The sequence below is a fragment of the Mesorhizobium muleiense genome (assembly GCF_900099905.1).
In the GTDB taxonomy this organism is placed as follows: domain Bacteria; phylum Pseudomonadota; class Alphaproteobacteria; order Rhizobiales; family Rhizobiaceae; genus Mesorhizobium; species Mesorhizobium muleiense.
Genome location: NZ_FNEE01000001.1, coordinates 25204 through 48908, shown reverse-complemented (window position 1 = coordinate 48908; position 23705 = coordinate 25204). Strand labels below are relative to the sequence as shown.

Annotated in this window: 19 protein-coding genes; 7 read left to right on the top strand and 12 right to left on the bottom strand. The window is 61.8% G+C overall.

Annotation, left to right across the window (positions count from 1 at the left end; genetic code table 11):
* The coding region (locus BLT09_RS34110) for a DUF6600 domain-containing protein (protein WP_342028408.1) at positions 1 to 1044 on the bottom strand (1044 nt) is incomplete at its 3' end.
* Positions 1045 to 1420: 376 nt separating this feature from the next.
* On the opposite strand from BLT09_RS34110, the gene rnk reads away from it, so the two are divergent.
* The 4 genes from rnk to BLT09_RS00190 all read left to right on the top strand — a co-directional run bounded on the left by rnk (position 1421) and on the right by BLT09_RS00190 (position 3820).
* Positions 1421 to 1882, top strand: coding sequence for a nucleoside diphosphate kinase regulator (gene rnk / locus BLT09_RS00205; protein WP_027156361.1), 462 nt, complete (start codon positions 1421 to 1423; stop codon positions 1880 to 1882).
* Between the two features lie 472 nt (positions 1883 to 2354).
* Positions 2355 to 2834, top strand: a complete 480-nt coding sequence (locus tag BLT09_RS00200; protein ID WP_091589871.1) for a VOC family protein — start codon at positions 2355 to 2357, stop codon at positions 2832 to 2834.
* A gap of 50 nt (positions 2835 to 2884) precedes the next feature.
* Entirely contained in the window at positions 2885 to 3328 is a 444-nt protein-coding gene (locus BLT09_RS00195) for an SRPBCC family protein (RefSeq protein ID WP_091590744.1), read from the top strand.
* A gap of 45 nt (positions 3329 to 3373) precedes the next feature.
* Complete coding sequence (locus BLT09_RS00190) at positions 3374 to 3820, top strand: SRPBCC family protein (RefSeq protein ID WP_091590742.1); 447 nt, start codon at positions 3374 to 3376, stop codon at positions 3818 to 3820.
* A 178-nt stretch (positions 3821 to 3998) separates the two neighbouring features.
* On the opposite strand, the gene BLT09_RS00185 is transcribed toward BLT09_RS00190, so the two are convergent.
* The 5 genes from BLT09_RS00185 to BLT09_RS00165 form a co-directional block, all read right to left on the bottom strand.
* Entirely contained in the window at positions 3999 to 5618 is a 1620-nt protein-coding gene (locus BLT09_RS00185) for an ABC transporter ATP-binding protein (RefSeq protein WP_091589869.1), read from the bottom strand.
* A 1-nt stretch (position 5619) separates the two neighbouring features.
* The gene (locus BLT09_RS00180; RefSeq protein WP_023799732.1) at positions 5620 to 6741 is read right to left on the bottom strand and encodes an ABC transporter permease; all 1122 of its coding nucleotides are present in this window, start codon (positions 6739 to 6741) and stop codon (positions 5620 to 5622) included.
* A complete protein-coding gene (locus BLT09_RS00175; RefSeq protein ID WP_023799733.1) occupies positions 6734 to 7657 on the bottom strand; it encodes an ABC transporter permease subunit in 924 nt (307 codons plus the stop codon). Before BLT09_RS00175 ends, BLT09_RS00180 begins: the two co-directional genes overlap by 8 nt.
* Before the next feature lie 162 nt (positions 7658 to 7819).
* Complete coding sequence (locus BLT09_RS00170; RefSeq protein WP_091589868.1) at positions 7820 to 9412, bottom strand: peptide ABC transporter substrate-binding protein; 1593 nt, start codon at positions 9410 to 9412, stop codon at positions 7820 to 7822.
* 316 nt (positions 9413 to 9728) lie between these two features.
* Complete coding sequence (locus BLT09_RS00165) at positions 9729 to 10226, bottom strand: GGDEF domain-containing protein (RefSeq protein ID WP_236473237.1); 498 nt, start codon at positions 10224 to 10226, stop codon at positions 9729 to 9731.
* On the opposite strand from BLT09_RS00165, the gene BLT09_RS34755 reads away from it, so the two are divergent.
* From BLT09_RS34755 to BLT09_RS00155, 3 genes are all read left to right on the top strand, one after another.
* On the top strand, positions 10113 to 10481 hold the full coding sequence (locus BLT09_RS34755; protein ID WP_236473320.1) for a hypothetical protein: 369 nt from the start codon (positions 10113 to 10115) through the stop codon (positions 10479 to 10481). The two genes, BLT09_RS00165 and BLT09_RS34755, sit on opposite strands and share 114 nt — an antisense overlap.
* A gap of 475 nt (positions 10482 to 10956) precedes the next feature.
* Positions 10957 to 11436, top strand: coding sequence for a TadE family protein (locus BLT09_RS00160; protein WP_091589864.1), 480 nt, complete (start codon positions 10957 to 10959; stop codon positions 11434 to 11436).
* Positions 11437 to 13221, top strand: a complete 1785-nt coding sequence (locus BLT09_RS00155) for a pilus assembly protein TadG-related protein (protein ID WP_236473085.1) — start codon at positions 11437 to 11439, stop codon at positions 13219 to 13221.
* 10 nt (positions 13222 to 13231) lie between these two features.
* On the opposite strand, the gene bglA is transcribed toward BLT09_RS00155, so the two are convergent.
* The 6 genes from bglA to glgB form a co-directional block, all read right to left on the bottom strand.
* Positions 13232 to 14857 carry a beta-galactosidase BglA gene (gene bglA / locus BLT09_RS00150; RefSeq protein ID WP_091589862.1) on the bottom strand — a complete coding sequence of 542 codons (1626 nt, stop codon included), beginning with the start codon at positions 14855 to 14857 and terminating at the stop codon, positions 13232 to 13234.
* A complete protein-coding gene (gene glgX / locus BLT09_RS00145) occupies positions 14847 to 16859 on the bottom strand; it encodes a glycogen debranching protein GlgX (protein WP_091589861.1) in 2013 nt (670 codons plus the stop codon). Before glgX ends, bglA begins: the two co-directional genes overlap by 11 nt.
* 235 nt (positions 16860 to 17094) lie before the next feature.
* A complete protein-coding gene (locus BLT09_RS00140) occupies positions 17095 to 18723 on the bottom strand; it encodes an alpha-D-glucose phosphate-specific phosphoglucomutase (protein WP_091589859.1) in 1629 nt (542 codons plus the stop codon).
* Between the two features lie 3 nt (positions 18724 to 18726).
* Positions 18727 to 20169, bottom strand: coding sequence for a glycogen synthase GlgA (gene glgA / locus BLT09_RS00135; protein WP_091589858.1), 1443 nt, complete (start codon positions 20167 to 20169; stop codon positions 18727 to 18729).
* Positions 20170 to 21438: a glucose-1-phosphate adenylyltransferase gene (gene glgC, locus BLT09_RS00130; RefSeq protein ID WP_077381220.1), complete on the bottom strand. Its 1269-nt coding sequence runs from the start codon at positions 21436 to 21438 to the stop codon at positions 20170 to 20172. It abuts the gene before it with no gap.
* A 36-nt stretch (positions 21439 to 21474) separates the two neighbouring features.
* Positions 21475 to 23688: a 1,4-alpha-glucan branching protein GlgB gene (gene glgB, locus BLT09_RS00125; protein WP_091589856.1), complete on the bottom strand. Its 2214-nt coding sequence runs from the start codon at positions 23686 to 23688 to the stop codon at positions 21475 to 21477.
* Between the last annotated feature and the right edge of the window lie 17 nt (positions 23689 to 23705).

The following is a 23705-nucleotide window of genomic DNA, read 5'->3' as shown; positions in this document are numbered from 1 at the left end:
GGCCTTCGGCTTCTCAGGCTTGGCCGCCTGTTCGGGCTCGGCCTGCTCCTGCTCAGCGGCGGGTTGCTCCTCGGTCGTCGGCTTCTCAGGCTCGGCGGTCTCTTCCGGCTTGACCTCTTCATCCGGCGCCTGTTCGGTCGTTGCTGCGCCTTCGGTCGGCTTCGACTTCCGGGCTGCCTGAACCTGCTTCACCTCCTCGATGTCTTTGAGCTCAGCTGGTTTGGCCTCGGGATCGGCTTTCACTTCAGCTTCAAAGACCGTGACCGTATTGTTTTCCACTTTGCCGGCCTGCTCGGGCGTCTCGGTCTCGCTGACCTCGACGACGGTCACCTGCTGGTTCGTCTCCTTCTCGATCACATCAACATCAATGACTTTGTTGATCACAACCTCGTTCTGGATCGTCACCTCACCGGCCGGCTCGGCCGCCTCGACAATGCGCACAAACTCCGGCTCATCACGGATAACGACGACGGAAATGTCGTCAGCAAGGAATTCGCGGGTGGGAACCACGACCCAGTAAAAATCCGGCGTGGTGTCGACGGTCACCTCGATTGAAATCAGATCGGGATCGCGGCGCGGCGGCAGCGGAGCCCAGATGACGTGCTCCCTTTCGCGCCGCCAGCTCACCCATGCCGGCGCCCAACGAGTGCCGGGAACCCAGTACCAGCCGATGTCGTCGGCATAGCCCCAGCGGCCGTAATGATAGGTCGCCCAGCCGAACGGCTCGTCGGACACCCAGAGCCAGCCATGCTGCTCGGTATAGACCCAATGCCCAATTGTATACGGACGCCAGTCGTCAGCTACATCAACCGGGACGAAAACGGTCGCTCCCCGGTACGAAACCCAATCACCGTGGGCAGACAGTTCATCGTAGAATGTGCTGATCGAAATGGAAACGTCGGTGGCAGCCCTCGCCTCGGACACAAGCGACGATTGCGCCACCGGGGGCGCCATCGGGTTGGGTATCTCGACGATCGTGAACAAGCCGGCGGTTACGCCGCCCAGCATCAGCCGTACAGCGTTTTGGGCAAGGACGCGTTTCATCGCAGTTTCCTCCGAAACAGATCGCCCTTCATCCTGAAAACTCACCGGCTGTCGAATTGTTCCCGCTTGGCATCACCGCGCCTTGCTACAGGGTCGTCTTGACTTCCCCGATCTCGGCACCAACTACGGTTATATGAACGCCACAAAAAAGATCCGTCGCGATTTTCTTTTCCGGGTTTGCCCCATCGCGGGATCGTAACCCCCGGCTCGGCTGCCATATGCCCCGGGCCGCGGGGCAACCACTAAAAATCGACATCGAACGTAGGCAGGCCAGCACCGGCTCTGGGGCACCGGTTTTGAGCAAGATCTGCCTCGAATTGGCCAGTTAAACCATGCTTGAGGCAGCCCGCTCAACTGAGAATACGAGTATTCGAAAATGCAAGATAACATCAAGGCGCGGCGCAAGCCGACCATCCGCATCTCGAAATCGGACCATGCGCGTTTATCGGCGCTTGCGAGCACCGTGGCCGCACGAAATCCGCAGGCTTCCGATGACCTGCTCGCCGAACTCGAGCGAGCGCGCATCGTTTCCGATGGTTTGATCTCCGCGGGCGCCGTCCAGATGGGTTCGACGGTGACGTTCAAGCCCGATACCGGTGATGCGAAAACGGTGACGCTGGTTTTTCCTGGCGATGCGGACATCTCCGAAGGCAAGGTTTCAATCCTTACGCCGATCGGCACGGCCCTGATCGGCCTCTCGGCCGGACAGTCGATCATGTGGACCGCGCGAGATGGGCGCCGGCATGAATTGTCGGTGCTTGCCGTGAACCGGCCTGCTCGGGAAGGCGATGCGGCCGATCAGCGTGCACCAGCACCTTCGACGACGGCGGGCGACTAAAGCGCGTCGCGTGACCGGCCTCATGCGGCGCGCTTTAGGTTGTTGTTTGTTTCCGCGAAAACTGCGGGCATCAACGAGGACCTCAAGCGCCTTCTCCACGAACGCCTCATGATATGGACAACCGGTGCTGAAGCAAACGGCCCGGCCCTACGCCGACCCGCTCTTACCAGCCGGCGGTTGGATGGATCGACTCGGGTTAGGTGGGCCTTGCCGCGTGGCAAAAAAATAACAGGTTGGCTGTCGGGAGGCGCACCACTCGTTCGTCCTTTGGACACGAAGCAACGAAACCAGGTGAAAGACCCGTGAGCGAGTTTAGATCATCGAACACATATGCGGTCGATGTAATCCAGGCCGACCTTATGATGGTGTTCATCGGTCCCGTTCTGGCTGGCGAGGCGCCCAAGGGCCGGTTCGACTGAGATCTGGCAGTCGCGGCGCGAACAAATACCCCCAAGAACCGAGGAGATTAGATATGACGAAACTCGTGACCTGCCTGTGGTTCGACCACGGCGAAGCACGCAAGGCGGCAGAGTTCTATGCCGCCACCTTTCCCGACAGCCATGTGGATCGGCTGAATGCGGCCGCGTCGGACTATCCCGGCGGCAAGGAAGGCAATGAACTGACGGTCGAGTTCACAGTGCTCGGCCAGTCTTTTATAGGCCTGAACGGCGGCCCGAATTTCAAGGCGAACGAATCCGTCAGCCTGATGGTGCTGACCGAAGATCAGGAAGAGACCGACCGCTACTGGAAGGCGATCGTTGGAAACGGCGGCAGCGAGAGCGCCTGCGGATGGTGCAAGGACCGGTGGGGCTTCTCCTGGCAGATCACGCCGAAGCGGCTGATGGAACTGACGACCAGTCCCGACCGCGCCAAGGCCAAGCGCGCGATGGAGGCGATGATGACGATGAAGAAAATCGATATCGCGGCGCTGGAAGCCGCAGCAGCAGGCTAACCCGATCCAAAGCAACGACACCCTGGTGAACTCAACGAATGGAGATGATCATGCCCAACACAGTTAAACTGCACCGGGTTCTCGCCACCAAACCCGAAAAGGTCTACCGCGCATTTCTGGAACCTGACGCGGTCGCGAGTTGGCTCCCGCCCTTCGGTTTTACCTGTACTGTGCATGAGCTTGAGGCGACGGAAGGCGGCAAGCACAGAATGTCGTTTCGAAACTTCACGACCGGGCAAAGCCATTCCTTCGGCGGCACCTATCTGAAACTCGTCCCCGGCGAGACGCTCGTCTACAGCGACGTGTTCGATGATCCGAACCTTCCGGGCGAGATGAAAGTGACCGTCACGTTGACGGCCGTTTCAGTCGGAACGGAGATGACGGTGGTTCAGGAGAACGTGCCCGATCTGATCCCGGTCGAGGCATGTTATCTCGGTTGGCAAGAGTCGCTACGCAAGCTTGCTCACCTCGTCGAGCCCGAAATCACGCAATAAACCGTCTGCGTGATCTCATCCGGCTGCGACAACAAGGAAACCAAAATGACCAACCAGCAGATCACCATTGCCACCACGATCGCCGCGCCGATCGAACGCGTCTGGGAGGCCTACACGACGCCCGGCGATATCACGCAGTGGAACTTCGCTTCCGACGACTGGTGCTGCCCAAGCGCGGAAGCCGACCTAAAGGTGGGCGGCGGCTACAAGGCGCGCATGGAAGCCAAGGACGGCAGTTTCGGCTTCGATTTCGAGGCGGTGTACGAAGAAGTCGAGCCGTACAAGGCGATCGCATTCGCCATGAGCGACGGGCGCAAGGCGCGTACGACCTTCGAAGCTGCAGGCAACGGTACGAAGGTGACGACCATATTCGATGCCGAGACGCAGAACTCCATCGACATGCAGCGTGACGGCTGGCAGGCGATCCTGGACAACTTCGGGCGTTATGTTGAATCCAGCGCAGGACATGAGCAAGTTCAAGGAGGTCGCTGAACTCCGCCGGAAGCAGTTTTTTCAAGCCCTGTCGGCGGAGACGATCGTCGAGATGATAGCGCTCTAAACGCCCGAGGCGATGATCGAGATCGAAGCCATAGCAGCCCTGGCTGCAGACGACGGTCTATTCGCCTCGGGACCTTTCAATCACTATCCGCTGCAGTCCTGACCGACCGCGCTATGCGCTCAAGCGAAACCGTGTGACGTCGATGGCCGCGGCCATCAGTGTCTGCGTATAGGATGCCTGCGGATTGCTGAAGATCGCCTCGGTCGGCCCTTCCTCGACGATCTTGCCCTGCTTCATGACGATGATGTAGTCGGCCATGGCACGCACGACGGCGAGATCGTGGCTGATGAACAGGTAGGACAGTTCATGGTCGGCCTGCAGCTTGCGCAGCAATTCGACGATCTGCTTCTGGACGGACCGATCGAGCGCCGACGTCGGCTCGTCGAGGACGACCACCTTGGGCTTGAGGATCATCGCCCGCGCGATGGCGATGCGTTGGCGCTGGCCGCCGGAGAATTCGTGCGGGTAGCGATTGCGCGCATTCGGGTCGAGCCCGACCTCACGCAAGGCCTCGACGGCGCGGAGGTCGCGTTGCCTGCCCGACAGGGTCGGCTCATGCACCAGAAGCCCTTCGGTGATGACCTGGCCGATGGTCATGCGCGGCGACAGCGAACCGAACGGGTCCTGAAAGACCAGCTGCAATTCGCGCCGCAGCGGCCGCATGGCCTGGCGGTCGGCGGCAGAAATATCGCGATCGCCAAAGCGGATGAGCCCATCGCTTGGCAGGAGCCGCAGCAGGGCTCGGCCAAGCGTCGATTTTCCTGAACCGGATTCGCCGACGATGCCGATGGTCTGGTTGCGTTTCAGCCGTATCGAAATGTGGTCGACCGCGCGCAGGATCAGCGGCTCTCCGGCGAGAAACCCGCCGCCGATCTTGAAGGTCACCTCGACATTCCTGCCTTCGAGCAGGACGGGCGCATTTGGCGGTGGCGGCGCCTTGGTTCCGGTCGGCTCGGCGGCCAACAGCATCTTGGTATAGGCATGCTGCGGATTGACGAAGATCGCTTCCGCCTCGCCCTCCTCGACGACTTCGCCGTAGCGCATGACATAGACCCGGTCGGCAAAGCGCCGGACAATGCCGAGATCGTGGGTGATGAAGACGATCGCCATGCCAAGCTTGCGCTGCAGTTCGGCGAGCAGCATGAGGATCTGCGCCTGGATGGTCACGTCGAGCGCGGTCGTCGGTTCGTCTGCGATCAGTATGTCGGGATCGTTGGCCAGCGCCATGGCGATCATGACCCGCTGTCGCTGGCCACCCGACAATTCGTGCGGATAGGATTTCATCCGCCGCTCGGGATCGGGAATATGGACCAGCCGCAAGAGCTTGAGCGCCTCTTCGCGTGCTTGCGCCGCGCCAAGCCCACGATGCCGGCGGATCGGTTCGATCAGTTGGTTGCCGATCGAATAGAGCGGATCGAGCGAGGTCATCGGCTCCTGGAAGATCATGCTGATCTTGCGGCCGCGGACTTGGTTGAGCTCGGACTTGTGCAGGGCCAAAAGGTTGCGGCCGCGATAGTCGACGACGCCCGTCGCCTCGCCGTTCGAGGCCAGCAGGCTCATCGCCGCCATCATCGTCTGGCTTTTGCCGGAACCGGATTCGCCGACCACGGCAACGGTTTCGCCTGCATTGACGTGGATGTTGATGCCCTTGACCGCCTCGACCACGCCGTCAAGCGTGCGGAAGCGGACGCGAAGGTCCTTGACACTGAGGATGGTTTCGGAAGCGATCATCTCAACGGTCCCTCGGGTCGAGCGCGTCGCGCAGACCGTCGCCGACGAAATTCAGCGCGAACAGCGTCGAGACAAGGAAAAATGCTGGGAACAAAAGCAGCCAGTTGGCGGTGCCGATGTTCTTGGCGCCGGTCGAGATCAGCACGCCCCAGCTAGTCATCGGTTCCTGCACGCCGAGCCCGAGGAACGACAGAAAACTCTCCAGGATGATGACCTGCGGCACCAGCAGCGTCATATAGATGACCACCGGGCCAAGCAGGTTGGGAATGACGTGGCGGATCAGAATGCCGCGCTGGCCTATGCCCATCGCCTCCGCCGCCTGGACATATTCCTGCCGCCGGATCGACAGCGCCTGTCCGCGCACGATGCGCGCCATGTCGAGCCACAGCACGGCGCCGACCGCCAGGAACATCAGCACGAAGTTCCGGCCGAAAAACACCACCAGCATAATGACGAAGAAAATGAACGGCAGCGAATAGAGCACATCGACAATGCGCATCATCACCTCGTCTATCCTGCCGCCGGCAAGGCCGGACGCAGCGCCATAGAGCACGCCGATGACGCCCGCAACGACCCCGGCGAGCAAGCCGATGGCCAGCGAGATGCGCCCGGCCATCAGCGTCCGCGACAGGAGATCGCGGCCAGTATTGTCGGTGCCGAACAGGAAATACTGCTGCCTGATTGAAGCGCTCATCACCGCTTCAAGGCCGTCAGCCGATTTGCTCTCTATCTTGGTGTTGTCGAAGGCATCGGAACGGTCGAGGTAGCGGACATTGCGGTCGTCGATCGGCTTGCGCGATGTGACGGTGACGAAGATGCGATTGTCTTCCTGCCGCCACTGCTTGATGTCGACACGCATGCGCTTGATCGCCTCGTTGAGCGCGGTTTCTATCTTGTCGGGCTTCGGATAGGCCGACAAGCTCGGCGGCATGCGCACATAGTCGGCGTAGATGGTGGTGTATCGATGCGGCACCAAAGAGGGTCCGAACACGCTGAGGATCGCGATGAAGGCAAGATAATACAGGCTGAACATGGCGGCGCGGTTGGCCTTGAGGCGCGCCCAGGCATCGCCCCACAGGGAACGGCCGACGATGGCCGGAGCGGTGGCTGCGATGTCAGTCATAGCGCACCCTCGGATCGACGAAGGCATACATGACGTCGACGATCAGGTTGAAGACGATGGTGAACAGCGCGATGACCACCACGGTGCCCATGACCAGCGTGTAGTCACGGTTGAGCGCGGCCTCGACGAAATAGCGGCCGATGCCGGGAATGGAAAAGATCGTCTCGACGATGATCGAGCCGGTGAGCAGTGCCGCCGCCGCCGGGCCGGTGAAGGAGACAATCGGCAATATGGCACCGCGCAGCGCATGCTTGACGACCACCGACCAGTCCGACAGGCCGAGCGCACGTGCGGTGCGAATGTGGTGCGAGCGCAACGATTCGATCATCGAGCCGCGCATCAGGCGGGCGACGATGGCGATCTGCGGCAAGGCGAGGGTCAGCACAGGGCCGATCTTGTTGAGCAGGGCGCCATCGCCCCAGCCGCCGATCGGCAGCAGTTTCCAGGTCAGACCGAACAGAAGCTGGATAACCGGCGCGATGACGAAGGTCGGAATGGTGCTGCCGGCGGTTGCCAGAGCGATCACCGAATAGTCGGCAAGCTTGTTCTGGTTGAGCGCGGCAATGGTGCCGAGGAGGCCGCCGAGCAGCAGCGCCAGGATCAGGGCCGAGGCGCCGATCTGGATCGAAACGGGCAGGCCCCTGGCAAACAATTCGCCGACAGTGAAATCCGGCATGTTGTAGCTCGGACCGAAATTGCCGCGCAGCAGATTGCCGAGATAGTGGACATATTGCAGCCAGAGCGGGTCGTTGAGACCGAACTGCGCTTCGAGATTGGCCTTGATCTCGGGGCTCAGGCCCCGCTCCTGATTGAACGGGCCGCCAGGCGCAACGCGTATCAGGAAGAACGCCATGGTCACGATGACCAACAGCGTCGGAATGGCGGTCAGAAGCCGCCGGAATACGTAACGCAGCATCGGTTCCCCGCTTTGCTAGCAAACCGGGACCGCCGCCCCTAACGCATGACCCGAGCCGAAGGTCCGGAGAGGATCATGTGCAAAATCAAGGCGTTACAGCGCCCTGTGCGCGCCCCAAAGGACGCGCGGCGCTGTAAAGGAGCGGCAGTCCGGCCAAGGAGATCAGTCCTTGGAGATGAAGCGGGACGGATGCACATCCATGACGTTGTCCTCGAAGCCATGAACCTTCGGAGAAACGATATCCTTGTAACTATAGTAGAGAAGCGGGATGTTGCCGACGTCATCGACGAGGATGCGCTCGGCCTCGGCGAGTTCTTTCATCCGCTCTTCAGGCTTGCCGCCCGCGGCGGCCGCCTCGTCCATGGCCTTCTCGAATTCCGGGCTGTTGTAGCTCGAATAGTTGTTGCCGCTTGCCTTGCGGGAGATGCCGAGGAAGGTTTCCGGATCCTTGTAATCCGCAATCCAGCCGGCACGCGCCACGTCGTAGTCGCCCTTCTGCTCAAGGAAGGAGTAGTGGGTCTTGGTGTCGGTGTTGAGCAGCGTGATTTCGACGCCGAGCGGCTTCAACTGCTCCTGGATGGCGACTGCAGTGTTCTTGTGGTTTTCCGACGTGTTGTAGCGGATTTCCATCTTCAGCGGTTTCTCGGGCGTATAGCCAAGCTTCTCGAGTACCTTCTTGGCCTCATCCTCGCGGTCGATCTGCGACATGTCCGCGTATTTGGCCATTGCCGGCGTATAGCCCTCAATGCCCGGAGGCACCATCGAATAGCCGGGCAGCATTGAGTTCTGCCAGACCTTTTCGGCAAGGAAATCGCGGTCGACTGCCATGGAGATGGCATTGCGCAGTTCGACGTTGTCCCACGGAGCCTTGTCGGTCTTGATCGAAAAATAGTAGGTGCCGAGGTAAGGTCCAACGCGAATCTGATCGCCAAACTTGGCCTTGAGATCGGCGAGCTGCTCGGTCGGGAGGTCGTCGTAGCTGTCGAGTTCGCCGGCCTCGAAGCGCTTTATCGCCGACGAACGATCTTCGGTCGGGATGTAGTTGACGACGTCGAGCTTGACGCTCGCAGCATCCCAGAATTTCGGATTCTTGACCAGTTTGATGTGGTCGTTGGGAACCCACTCCGTCAGGGTAAAGGGGCCGTTGGAGACCAGATTGCCCGGCTTGATCCAATCGGCGCCGAGCTTGTCAATGGACGCCTTGCTGACCGGATAAGTCGCCTGGTGGGTCAGCATTTCAAGGAAATAGGGCGTGGGCGCCTTCAGCGTCACTTCCAGGGTATTTGCGTCGATTGCCTTGACGCCCATCTCCTCCGGCTTCGCCTTCTTGGTGTTCACCTCCTCGGCGTTCTTCACGGGATAGAGCATCGAAGCATATTCGGCGCCGGTGGCCGGATCTTCCAGCCGATGAAACGCGTAGACGAAGTCACCTGCCGTGACCGGGCTACCATCCGACCAGACACCGTCCTTGCGCAGCTTGAAGGTGTAGACGGTGCCGTCGTCCGATACAGTCCAGCTTTCGGCGGCGCCCGGAATGACGTTCGCCTTCTGGTCTTGCATGACCAGCCCCTGGAACAGGTCACGCAATACAGCGGCTTCGTATATTGTCGAGGTCTTGTGCGGGTCGAGCGACTCCGATTCGGCGGCGGTGCCGCGGTTGTAGACGACCTCGGCGAAGGCTGGCGTGTAGAACGTGCCGGCGGCCAAAGCCATGGTTGTGGCGAACACCGTCGCCTTCAGCATGTTTTTCAGCATGAAGTTCTCCCTGTCGAGGCGGCCGTTCAGCTGCGCCTCTTGAGTGTTGACGCCCCGAAGCCGATTCGCTGGCCCCTTTGAGCGCGCCGCCGGTTCCCTTTCCGGCAGCTGGTGGCCAAACAGTAACGTGGTGATTTTTTATTTCAACAGACTCGTGAGGTCACCCTAAGTAAGGCGCAGCGACAGCCACTGCGCGGCCGGCAGAACAGCGGTCGAAACCATGGACCGAGCCTTCCAGCTACGCAAAAGCAGTTCGGCCACGCCTCGGCCGAGCGATGATTCGCAGATACCGGTGGAGCAATCGTGCCGGTCACGATCATGCGAATACCGGTCCGAACCCGGTGGTTGCGACGATGCAGTCGCGCCCCCTGTTCTTTGCGACATAGAGATTCTGATCAGCGCGCAGCAGGATGTCGTTCAAGGTTTGGTCTGGTCCGTGCAGGCAAATCCCGATGCTGACGGTGATTTCTCGGTCCTCGATGCCGACTGCCCGTCTGACACCGCGCATGTTCTGTCTGATGCGCTCGGCTACTTCCAATGTCTTGTCGCGGCCGGCTTCGACCAGGAACACAGCGAACTCCTCGCCGCCGATGCGCGCCGCCAGGTCGCGTTCCCGAACCGAGCTGCGAATAACGCTGCCCATCTCCTGGAGGACGGCATCGCCGATGGCATGACCAAAGGTGTCGTTGATTGATTTGAAATGATCGGCGTCGATGAACAGCACGGCGCCTTCCCTAAAGGCCTCGGAACCCACGATTGCCTCGGCCTCTTCAAAGAAGGTTTTCCTGTTGGCGAGGCTTGTGAGGTGGTCGATGCGTGCTGCCCGGTCGAGCCTGGCGGCCATCCAGGCGAGCTTCAACTGCTGTCTCAGGAAGAAATAGCCGAGCGGAAATCCAACCGCGACGGTGATGACCGTTGTCAAGAACAAGTCCAAGAGGAGGCGGTCGGCAAAGAAGATACCATAGAAAACGAGCGTGAGTGTATCCGCACCGATGATGGCTGCCAGAACCACGACGCAGGTCTGCCTGAACAGCGAGAGCTTCCCGAAGCGTGTCAGGAGATAATCTGATGCCGTCATTCCGCCAACTGCCTTTGGGTAACCCTAACCCGTGAGTGGTAAACACAAGTTACAACTAGCGGCAGCAATTTGGACACAACCCGCACGTCAGATCCTACACATTGCGCGAAAACCCTTGCACCTCGTGGGAAGTTGGGACGGGCAATAGCCTGCAGCGGATCGCATGATATTGATGCAAGTCAATGGGGTCCCTCACTAACTAAACCCTACGTTGTGGTCGATGGGATCGACGGCGCTTTCTCTGCAACGAGCAGGTTGCGCCGCTTTGTTGAAGAAGTCGGGCGTCGAAGCGGGGCGCCGCGTCGGCTGATGAATTCCACGACTTGGCGGAAGAACCGCTTCAAGCATTCGTTTCCGGCAAGAAATCTGTCGTCGATTCCACTTTGCCAGAATGTCTTAAGCCGCCTTTAAGCAACCACGGATTACATCTTTTGCGGGCTTCGGTATGTCTTGATAGGCGACGGACATGAACAGCGCGGAAACTGGGACAATCGCTATAAAGCGGCGCAATACGCGTCAGCTAAAACGCAAATTACATCAGTTTCGAGAACCGTCCGGAACGTCCGCGATCGAATTTGCACTGCTTGCGCCCATTTTCATCTTGCTTCTGCTCGGCATGGTTGCATATGGCATCTATTTTGGCGCCAGTCACTCCGTGCAGCAGATCGCAGCGGACGCCGCACGCACGGCGATTGCCGGGCTGAACGAAGATGAGCGCCAGGCGCTGGTGACCAGTTTCGTCACCACCAATGCCGCGGGATATCCATTCGTCGATTCCGACAAGCTGACCTACCAGGCCAAGGACAGCACGGCCGACGGAAACCAATTCGTCGTGTCCATCCAATATGATGCCCGCAACCTGCCGGTCTGGAATCTGTTCCCGGCACTGCCCATGCCTGGCACCACGATCTCACGCCAGTCGACAATCCGGGTTGGAGGCATCTGAATGTCGCAAACTTTGGCGGGCAGGATCGGCCGGGTCGCCCGCTCGATGCTTGGCGACCTGACGGCGAACTTCGCCGTCATGACGGCGCTGTGCGCACCGTTCGCGCTGGCGCTGGCCGCCTTCGCCATCGATGAAGGCTCGATCTATGTGGAGCGCCGGGAGGCTCAGTCGCTGGTCGATCTGGCGGCAATCACCGCCGCCTCCAACATCAACAACATTGACGCCGCGGTGGTGACCACGCTCGGCGACAACGGAATGCCGGGTATCGTTGTTCAGAAGGCAGGGCAGACGATCACCCCTGCCCTTGGAAAGACTATCGTGTCGGTCACCCCCGGCCGATATTCAGCAGAGTCGTCGCTCGGCGTCGACAAGCGCTTCGAGGCCGGCAAAACGCCCTACAACGCGGTTCATGTCACGCTGAAAAAGGTTCCTGCCCGCTATTTCGCGAGTTCGCTTATCCCTACGCCGGTGATCGGCACCCAAGCCGTGGCCAGCATAGCGCCGCAGGCGATGTTCTCGGTCGGGTCCAGGCTTCTCAGCGTCAATGGCGGCATCCTCAACGCTCTTCTCAGCAAGTTCCTGGGCGGCAACATCGCGCTCAGCGTCATGGACTACAACGCTCTGATCGCTGCCGACGTGAACCTGCTTTCGTTCATCGATGCCCTTGCCGTTGAGATGCAGCTGACGGGTGTCAGCTATTCGGAGGTGCTGGCTTCCAAGGCGACGGTGGGCGAGATAGCGACCGCCATGGCTAATGTTTCACCCGTTGGCAGCACCAGCAAGCTGGCTTTGCAGACAATCGCGTCAAGGACCACCAACACGGTCAAGATACCGCTCAATCATCTTGTCGATCTTGGATCAATGGGCCAGTTGGGCCTCGGGCAAAAGTCGCCCGGCTTTTCGGTCGACGCCAGCGCCATGGGCATGCTGACCACCGCTGCTGCACTGGCCAACGGCTCGAAGCAGGTCGAGCTCAATCTCGGAGCCGCCATTCCGGGGCTTGCCTCCACCACGCTTGCGATTGCAATCGGCGAACCTGCACAATTCTCGCCATGGCTGACAGTCGGCGAGAAGGGTGCTGTGGTGCGTACGGCGCAGACGCGGATCAAGCTGGTGGCGTCCATCGGCGGCAGCAATGCGAACCTCGGTGGCGGCATCAGCCTGCTGGCCGTCAAACTGCCGCTGCATGTCGAGGTGGCCTCTGCCGAAGCCAAACTGACCGACATCAGCTGCCCGACGGGGCACCCCGACAGTTTGAAAGTTACCATTGCCGCACGTCCGGGCCTTGCCTCGCTGCACCTTGGCGCCAGCGATGCCGATAACAGCCCCTCCGCCTTCGCCGATTTCAGCAACCCACAGTCGTTTCAAAATGCCGAAATCGCGCAGGTCAGCGTGAAGCTTCTGTTTCTCACCCTCAATCTGATCGGCGTGAATGGTTCTGCAGCCGTTGAGATCGCCAACAACGATCCGACGATCTTGACCTTCAACAGCACCGACATCGCAAGCAAGACGATAAAGAACGCCTCGACGAAGAACCTGACGCAATCTCTCACCACGTCGCTGGTCAACAATTTGTCGCTTTCGGTCAGTGCGCTGGGCCTCGGGCTTGATGTAACCGCCTTGCTCGGAACCGTGAAGCCGGCAGTGGTGGCGCTGCTGAACGGCGTGACGGCGCCGGTCGACGAATTGGTTTACAACGTGCTTGGGGCGCTGGGCGTGCGCGTCGGCGAGGCCGATGTCCGGGTCATGGGCGCGACTTGCGGGCGCTCTGTGCTTGTTCAGTGAGTTGGAGAGATCAGCCAGCCCGTCCGAGAAAGCAGCCCAACGGCGGCAGCGACAGAATCTTTTCCTGCAAGGCGGCACCAGCGCCAAGGTCGATCGTCTCCGCGACATCGATACCCTGCGGCAACGGCCAGTTGGCCGGGTCCTCGGCGAAGTTGAAAACGCACAGCAGCTTCTCGCCGCCGCCTTCGCGAATGAAGGCAAGCACTTCGCCCTCGGCATCGAGAAAACGGGTCGAACCTTGTACCAGCGCCGCATGCCGCCTGCGCAACGCCAGCATCGCCCGATAGCTGGCCAGAACTGACTTTTCCTCGCCGTTCTGGATATCGACCGCGCGGGCGCGATGGCTTTCCGGGATTGGAAGCCACGGCCTGCCGATTGAAAAGCCGGCATTGTTGGCGCCCTTCTCCCACACCATCGGCGTGCGGCAGCCATCCCTGCCCTTGAACCCCGGCCAGAAGCGGATGCCGTAAGGATCGCGCAGATCCTCGAACGCCAATTCCGCCTCCTCCAGCCCGAGTTCCTCACCCTGATAGAGACAGATCGATCCACGCAGGCATGACAGCAGCGCGATGGAGAACTTCGCCGTCCTTTCCGGGTCGCCGCCGGGCCTTGTCCATCGCGTCACATGGCGAACGACATCGTGGTTGGAAAACGCCCAGCAGACCCAGCCGTCGGAGACAGCACTCTCGAACGCTTCGACGCAGCCACGCACATGCGCCGCCGAGAATTGCGGACCGAGCAGGTCGAATGTGTAGCACATGTCGAGCTTGTCGCCGCCGCTGGTGTAGGCGGCGAGCGTCTGCAACGAACGGGCTTCGTCGCCGACCTCGCCGACAGCGACGCGGCCCTCATATTCGTCGAGCAGCGCCCGAAACCGCTTGAGGAAAGCCAGGTTTTCGGGCTGCGTCTTGTCAAACAAATGCTCCTGATAGAGGTACGGATTGGTTTCGGTGTTGGTGCCTGCGACGCTTGACGCCAGGGGCGGGTTGCTGCGCAGCCAGCGGTCATGGACATAGTAGTTGACGGTATCGAGGCGAAACCCGTCGACGCCGCGCTCCAGCCAAAACCGCACCGTTTCCAGCAGGGCGTCCTGAACCTCCGGATTGTGGAAATTGAGGTCCGGCTGCGAGGCGAGAAAATTGTGCATGTAATACTGCCTGCGGGTCGCGTCCCACTCCCAGGCGGGGCCGCCGAAGACCGACAGCCAGTTGTTGGGCGCGGTGCCGTCGGGCCTCGGATCGGCCCAGACATACCAGTCCGCCCTGGGGTTATCGCGGCTCGTACGGCTTTCGACGAACCATTCGTGCCGGTCGGACGAATGCGACAGGACCTGGTCGATAATGACTTTCAGGCCGAGACGGTGCGCCTCGGCGACCACCGCATCGAAATCCGCTGATGTTCCAAACATCGGATCGACGGCTGTATAGTCGGATACGTCGTAGCCCATATCGGCCATCGGCGACTTGAAGAACGGTGATAGCCAGACGGCGTCAGCGCCAAGCGATGCGACATGCGCCAGCCTCGATGTGATACCACGCAGATCGCCACTGCCGTCCCCCGTCGTGTCCTGAAAGGAGCGCGGGTAGATCTGGTAGATGACGCAGCCGCGCCACCACTCGGCGTGGTCACTTGCCACTCGGGTTCTCCTTTATCTGAGCCTGCGCGGCTTCGTGTTCGATCATGAAAATCACCGTTCGCCCCGGCACCGGCCGTGAAATTCCGGCTGCGCCGTCCGATGCTTCGATGGCTGGCTGCCAGCGAAATCCGTCGCGCTCCGGCAGCGTGAACATACACCCCCGGCGATCGCCATTGATGACCGCGGCAAGGCGGCAATCATCGCTGTCGAGCATCATGACCAGGCGGTGCCGCCCCGGATCGCGCCAGCCTGCCTCGTCGAGCGGCGTGGCGGTTTCAGTGAGCCAGACCGCGTCCGGTTGCTCTGATCCGGGCGGCGGCTCTCCTGTCAGGAAGCGCGTGTCGGAAAGCGCCGGCACGCAACGACGCGTCGCGGCGAGCAAAACGGCGTATTGTTCCAGCGCCCGATCGCGCCCGGACCAGTCGAGCCAGGTGATCTCGTTGTCCTGCGCATAGGCGTTGTTGTTGCCCTTCTGGGTGCGGCCGAATTCGTCTCCGGCGGTCAGCATGATCGTGCCGCGTGAGGCAAACAGCGTGGCCAGCAGCGCACACCGGTCATCGAAACGTGCCATAACGATCGCCCGGTCGCCGGTCTCACCCTCGACGCCATTGTTCCAGGACAGATTGTCATCGTGGCCATCGCGGTTCTGCTCGCCATTGGCCTCATTGTGCTTGTGCTCGTAGGCAACAATGTCGGCCAGCGTCATGCCGTCATGCGCGGCGATGAAATTGACGCTGCGGCTCGTCTGCTGGCCTGGCTTGGCAAACACGTCGGATGAGCCGGCAAGCCGGGTGGCGAGCGCGCCGACCATCCCGCTGTGGCCGCGCCAGAACCGGCGGATGTCGTCGCGATATCTGTCGTTCCATTCGAGGAAGGGCGGCGGAAAATTGCCAAGCTGATAGCCGTCCGGGCCGATATCCCATGGCTCGGCGATGAGCACCCGGTCGCCAAGGAGCAGATCATCCCGAATAGCCATGAGCAGTGGCGCAGCGGCGTCGAATGCGCCATCGACCCGCCCCAGAATGGGCGCCAGGTCGAAGCGGAAACCATCGACGCCGGCATGGCGGACAAAGTGACGAAGCGTGTCGAGGACCATTTCCCGGACGACCGGATGATCACAAGCGACGGTGTTGCCGGTGCCGGTGTCGTTGATCAAGCTGCCGTCCGGCCGATGCCGGTAGTAGGCGCGGCTGTCGAGACCGCGCAGCGACAGCGTCGGCCCAAGCCTGTCGCTTTCGCCGGTGTGGTTGAAGACGAGATCGAGGATGACGCCGATACCGGCCTCACGCAGCGTGGCAACCGTCTGCCGCAATTCCGCGAGACCGCCGGGCGCCAGGCGCGGGTCGAGCGCCATGAAGGTCACGGGATTGTAGCCCCAGGCATTGCGCAGCCCGAGCGGCGGCAAATGCCGCTCGTCGATCGATGCCGTCACCGGCATTAGTTCGACCGCCCCGACCCCGAGCTTTTTCAGGTGCTCGACGATAGCCGGGTGGGCAAGGGCTGCAACCGTCCCGCGCTGGTGCTTCGGGATGTCCGGATGCAGCATGGTGAAGGCGCGCACCGGCACTTCATAGATCAGGCCACCGGGCTGGAACAGCGGCGGCAAGACGGGCACCGGCCGCGGCAGGGTGGCGGTAATCGCCTTCGGCAGCAGCGGCGCAGTGTCCGTGCCCTCGCCCCGGCGCGCGGCGAGCCTGACGTCATAGACATAAGACCTGTCGATTTCGACGGCATAGGGGTCGACCAGCAGCTTGTCGGGATCGAACCAAAGCCCGTTCTCGGGCGTATAATCGCCATCGGCGCGAAATCCGTATCGGGTGCCGGCGGCGAGGCCGGCGACGAAAAGCGCGTGAACGCCCTCGCCTTCCGGCTGGAGTTCGAGCCGGTCGATCTCCCCCTCTCCCTGCTCATCGAAGATCGAGACCCAGAGCCGGCTGGCCGCGGACGACCATGCGGCAAAGCGGATGCCGCCGCGGGTGACGGTGGCACCGAGCTGACTCACGCGGCGACCTCAGCGACCCCTTCTCCCCTTGTGGGAGAAGGTGGATTGGCGCGCAGCGCCGAGACGGATGAGGGGTGCTGGAAGAAACGAGGCATGGGCGATTTGGGCAAAGGTGTGCGCCAAGCTGGAACACCCCTCATCCGACCGAGCTTCGCTCGGCCACTTTCTCCCACAAGGGGAGAAGGGGGAGCCTCGCAACGCAGGCCGAACTCAGACGGCCGGCTGTCAACCAAACTCACGTAATCACGCTCGGCTCGGCGCGGCCGGTATGGCTGCGTATCCCGGCAATATCATCGGCTGCCGCAATCAGGTCGGCAAGCGCCTCCTGCGTGTCGAGATCGTGCCTGGACTTGTCCGGCTCGTAGCGCTCGATATAGACGCGCAGCGTCGCCCCCGAGGTACCGGTGCCGGAGAGACGGAAGACGACGCGCGATCCGCCTTCGAACAGCACCCTGATGCCCTGGTTCCTGGCTATCGAGCCGTCGACCGGGTCGTGATAGGCGAAATCGTCGGCGCTGGTGATCTTCATGCCGCGCACGCTGGTGCCGGGCAAGGAAGCGAGCCTGGCCCGCAATTCGTCGACCAGCGCATTGGCGCGGTCGGTCTCGACCTCCTCGTAGTCATGGCGTGAGTAGTAATTGCGGCCATAGGCGGCCCAGTGCTCGGTGACGATCTGCTTGGCGCTTTCGCCGCGGGCAGCGAGGATATTGAGCCACAAAAGCACGGCCCACAGCCCGTCCTTTTCGCGGACATGGTTGGAGCCGGTTCCGGCACTTTCCTCGCCGCAGATCGTCGCCATGTCGGCATCGAGCAGATTGCCAAAGAATTTCCAGCCGGTCGGCGTTTCATAGATGCCGATGCCGAGCTTTTCGGCGACGCGGTCGGCTGCACCGCTGGTCGGCATCGAGCGGGCGATGCCTTTCAGGCCGGCCTTGTAGCCCGGCGCCAGATGAGCATTGGCGGCGAGCATAGCCACCGAATCCGACGGGGTGATGAAAATGCCCTTGCCGATGATCAGGTTGCGGTCGCCGTCGCCGTCGGAAGCGGCGCCGAAATCCGGCGCATCCGGTCCCATCATCTCGTCATAGAGGTGCTTTGCGTGGACCAGGTTCGGGTCTGGGTGGTGGCCGCCGAAATCCGGCAGGGGAACGAAGTTGCGGGCGGTGCCTTTCGGCGCGCCGAGCCGGTTTTCCAGGATCTCCTTGGCATAGGGACCGGTCACGGCATGCATGGCGTCGAAGCGCATGCGGAAGCCTGACTTGAACAGCCCACGCAACGCATCGAAATCGAACAGATTTTCCATCAGCTCGGCATAGTCGGCGACCGGGTCGATCACCTCGACGGTCATGCCGCCCGCCTCGACGGTACGGATCGTGTCGAGGTCGACCGTGCCGATATCGGCGGTCTTGAAGCTCGAAATCATCTTGGTCCTGGCGAAGATCGCGTCGGTCAGCTTTTCCGGTGCCGGGCCGCCATTGCCGGCATTGTATTTGATGCCGAAATCCTCGTGCGGGCCGCCCGGATTGTGGCTGGCCGACAGGATGATGCCGCCGAAGGTGTTGTATTTGCGAATGATGTTGGAAGCGGCCGGCGTCGACAGGATGCCGCCCTGCCCGACCATCACCTTGCCGAAACCGTTTGCCGCGGCCATGGCGATGGCCTTCTGGATGACCTCGCGGTTGTAAAAGCGGCCGTCGCCGCCGATCACCAGCGTCTTGCCCTTGAACCCGTCCAGCGCATCAAAAATCGACTGGATGAAGTTCTCGGCATAGTGCTCCTGCTGGAACACCGGCACTTTCTTGCGCAGCCCGGATGTGCCGGGCTTCTGGTCGAGATAAGGTTTGGTGGCGACGGTGCGTATCATGCGTCAAGCCCTTTTCGAAAGCAGCAAGCGATAGAGTTCGAGGTATTTTTCTGCGCTTTTATCCCACGAGACATCGGCCTTCATGCCTTGCCGCTGCATCGACGTCCAGATCGCAGGGTTGGCGTGCGCCGCGACCAGCCGGCGGACGGCGTGCAGCAAGGCGCCGGCATCGGCGGGTGCGAACTGGAAGCCGGTCGCCACACCTGCCGAAATCGCCGCTTCATTGGCGTCGATGATCGTGTCGGCAAGACCGCCGGTGCGGGCGACGACCGGCACGCAGCCATAGCGCAGGCCGTAAAGCTGCGTCAGTCCGCAAGGCTCGAAGCGCGACGGGATGATGATTGCGTCACAGCCGCCCTGCATGGTGTGGGAAAGCGCCTCGTCATAACCGACGACGACGCCGATGCGACCGCGATGGCGGGCGGCGGCGGCCAGCAGCGCGCCTTCGAGGCCGGCGTCGCCGGACCCCAGGATCGCCAGGCGGGCACCCCTCGCAACAATCCCGTCGACGACCGTTGCCAGTATGTCCATTCCCTTCTGCCAGGTGAGCCGGCTGATCACGCAGACGATCGGACTGTCGTCGCGGTCAAGGTTGAAACGATCCTCGACGGCGGTCCGGTTGGGGTGCCGCGCCTTCAATGTCCTGGCCGTGTAGCTGGAGACCAGATGCTTGTCGGTTTCAGGGTTCCATATCTCGGTGTCGATGCCGTTGACGATGCCATAGAGATCGACGGACCGCATGTTGATGAGGCCATCGAGCCCCATGCCGAATTCCGGCGAGCGGATCTCCTGCGCATAGGTCGGGCTGACTGTGGTGATGGCCCAGGCGGCCTGCAGGCCAGCCTTGAGGAAACCGACGCCGCCATAGTATTCGACGCCGTCGAGCGCCATGGCCGCCGCCGGCAGACCGAGTTCGCCAAAGATGCCGGCGCCGAACTGGCCCTGGAAAGCGAGATTGTGGACGGTGATCATCGACGGCGTGCCGACCGCCTTGCCGTAGCGCATATAGGCCAGCGTCATCGCCGATTGCCAGTCATGGGCATGGACGATGTCGGGCTGGTAGCCCGAGACGGCGCCGCCGGCGATGTCGCCGCCAACCTGGCTCAGGGCCGCGAAACGCCGCCAATTGTCCGGCCAGTCGGCGCCGGTGGCATTGCCATAGGGGCCGCCGGGGCGATCGAACAGATGCGGCGCGTCGAGCACGAACAGGTCGAGCCCGGCGATCTGGACGGCATGGACCGACGCCTTGCCGCCTTGCAGCAGCGGATAGTGGTGAACGGGTTTTTTCTTCTTGAAGGCATCCATGATCTGGGGATAGCCGGGGACAAGCGTGCGCATCGTCACGCCCTTGCCGGCGAGCGCGACCGGTAATGCGCCGGTCACGTCGGCAAGCCCGCCAGTCTTGATCAGAGGAAATATTTCGGGCGTGACCGACAGGACCTGCATTCACGACAGTCCCAGTTTGTCGATCATGGCCTGCGTGACGAGGCAGATGCCCTTTTCGGAAACGCGGAAGCGCTTGGCGTCGAGGACGGGATCCTCGCCGACCACGAGCCCTTCGGGAATCCTGACGCCATGATCGATCACCACGCGCTTCAATCTCGCGCTGCGGCCGACCTGGCAGTCGGGCAGCATGACGACGTCCTCGAGCGTCGAATAGGAGTTGATGCGCGCACCGGTGAAGATCAGGCTTCGCTTCAGCGACGCGCCTGAGACGATGCAATCGCCCGAGACCAGCGAGGATACCGCCGAGCCACGGCGACCATCCTCGTCATGCACGAACTTCGCCGGCGGCTTCAGCTCGGCATAGGTCCAGATCGGCCAGTCGCGGTCGTAGAGATCGAGCTCGGGCGTGATGTCGGTGAGGTCGATATTGGCTTCCCAATAGGCGTCGACGGTCCCGACATCGCGCCAGTAGGCTTCGTTCTCGGCGGTCGAGCGCACGCAGGATTTGGCGAAGCGATGGGCGATCGCCTTGCCGTGCTCGACGACATAGGGGATGATGTCCTTGCCGAAGTCACGGCTTGAGCCCGGTTCGGCCGCGTCGCGGCGCAGCTGCTCCATCAGGAACTTGGTCTTGAACACGTAGATGCCCATCGAGGCCAGGGCAAAATCCGGCTTGTCGGGAATGCCGGGCGGATCGGCGGGCTTCTCGATGAAGGAGATGATGGTGTCCTTCTTGTCGACATGCATGACGCCGAAACCGGTCGCCTCCATGCGCGGCACTTCGAGGCAGCCGACGGTGACGTCGGCGCCGGCGTCGACATGCTGGCGAAGCATCAGCTCATAGTCCATCTTGTAGACGTGATCGCCGGCCAGGATGACCATGTATTCGGGCCCGTAGGCCTCGATGATGTCGATGTTCTGGTAGACGGCATCGGCCGTGCCCTCATACCATTGCGTTTCCGATACGCGCTGACTGGCCGGCAGGATGTCGAAGCTCTCGTTGCGCTCGGGCCGAAGGAAGTTCCAGCCGCGCTGCAGGTGGCGGATCAGCGAGTGCGCCTTGTACTGGGTGGCCACGCCGAGGCGGCGAATACCGGAATTGAGCGCATTGGAGAGCGCGAAATCGATGATGCGCGTCTTGCCGCCGAAATAGACCGCCGGTTTGGCGCGCCGGTCGGTCAATTCCTTGAGGCGGCTGCCACGGCCGCCGGCCAGAACATAGGCCATGGCATCGCGCGCCAGCGGCTGGGTCCGTTTTATCTCTGCCATTCTTATCCTCCCAAGTTACGCGCTGCGAGACATCGCCTAGTCCGGAGCAAATTCGAGCATGATCGTCGACAGCGGCGGCAACAGCATCGTCGCCGAGATGCCTCCTGCTTCCTTCCGGGCCTCGACGGCACCGTCATTGCCCTTGCCGGAACCGCCGTAGTCGGAGGCGTCCGTGTTGATGATCTCGCGCCATCTTCCAGCCATTGGCAACGGCACGCGGTAATTGTCGCGCGGCACCGGCGTAAAATTGGAGATGACGGCGATCGGGTTTCCGCCCGGCGCGCTGCGCAGCCAGGCAAAGACCGAGTTGGCGCTGTCGTCGACGATCAGCCAGGAAAACCCCTCCGGTTCGCAATCGCGCGCATGCAACGCCGGCCGTGAGCGGTAGAGATAGTTGAGATCGCGCACCGTCTGCCAGACGCCGCGGTGGGCCCGGAAATCGAGCAGGTTCCAGTCGAGTGCGCGCGCCTCGCTCCACTCGCGGCGCTGGGCGAATTCCTGCCCCATGAACAACAGCTTCTTGCCGGGGTAGCCCCACATAAAGGCGTAGTAGGCGCGCAGCGTCGCGAATTTCTGCCAGTCGTCGCCGGCCATCTTACCAAGCAGCGTCCCCTTGCCGTGCACGACCTCGTCATGGGAGAGCGGCAGCACGAAATTCTCCGAGAAGGCGTAGACCAGACCGAAGGTGATGTCGCCGTGGTGATGCTTGCGGAAAATCGGCTCTTTGGAGAAATACTCCAGCGTGTCGTGCATGAAGCCCATGTTCCACTTGAAGCCGAATCCCAGCCCGCCCTCATGCACCGGCTGCGAAACTTTTGGCCATGAGGTCGATTCCTCGGCGATCGTCATCACACCCGGATGATGACCATAGACTTCCTTGTTCATCCTCTGGAGGAAGCTGACCGCCTCGAGGTTTTCGCGCCCGCCTTTTTCGTTGGGAATCCATTCGCCGGCCTTGCGCGAATAGTCGAGGTAGAGCATCGAGGCGACGGCATCGACGCGCAAACCGTCGACATGGTATTTTTCGGCCCAGAACAGCGCATTGTTGACCAGGAACGAGACCACCTCGCGCCGGCCGAAATTGTAGATCGCGGTGTTCCAGTCGGGATGGAAGCCCTTGCGCGGGTCGGCATGCTCATAGAGCGCGGTGCCGTCGAAATTGGCCAGTCCATGCGCGTCCACTGGAAAATGCGCCGGCACCCAGTCCAGGATGACGCCGATGCCGGCGCGGTGGGCGCCGTCGACGAACCGGGCAAAACCGTCCGGATCGCCGAAGCGGGCCGACGGCGCGTAGAGGCCCGTCGTCTGATAGCCCCAGGACGGATCATAGGGATGTTCGGAGATCGGCATGAATTCGATATGGGTGAAACCCGTGTCGACGACATACGGGATCAGCCGGTCGGCAAGCTCGTCCCATGACAGGAAGCTGCCGTCGTCGTGAAGCTGCCAGGAGCCGGCATGAACCTCATAGATCGACACCGCCTCGCGGCGGGCGTCGGCGTTGCGCCAGAAATTGCGGTGCGCCTCGTCACCCCATTGATGCGCCGGCGGAAGCGCCGTCACCGAAGCGGTGGCCGGGCGTAGTTCGGACTTGAAAGCGAACGGATCGGCCTTCAGCGGCAGCCTCACGCCATCGGGCCCGATGATCTCGTATTTGTACGGCCGTCCGGCGGCGATGTCGGGGATGAACAACTCCCAGATCCCGGTGTCGCGGCGGACGCGCATCGTATGCCTGCGGCCGTCCCATCCGTTGAAGTCGCCGACCACCGAAACGCGCCTTGCATTGGGCGCCCAGACGGCGAAATGCACGCCGGATGCACCCTCGTGATCGATGAGATGCGCACCGAGCTTGTCGAACAGCCTGAGGTGCGAGCCTTCGGCGATGTAATAGTCGTCCAGCGGACCCAGTACCGGACCGAACGAATAGGGATCCGTCAGCCACCAGTCACCGCCGGCATTGCGCGCGTGATAGCGCAGCGGCTGACGCTTTCTGAGCGACAGGCTGCCCTCGAAGAAGCCGCCTTCGTCGCGCCTGGAGAGTTCGCCGGCGTTCTTGCCGGTCAGCGTATAGGCAGTGACGAACTCGGCATGAGGGACGAAGCAGCGGGCGACAAAGCCCTTGTCGACCTCGTGCACACCGAGGACAGCGAAAGGATCACCATGCGTGCCGGCGACAATTGCCGCAACATCACCGGCTGACGCCAGTCCATCCGGCCCGCTTGTCGCAGCGGTCGCGCGCGGCTTCCTCATCAGGCAGTGACCCTCCC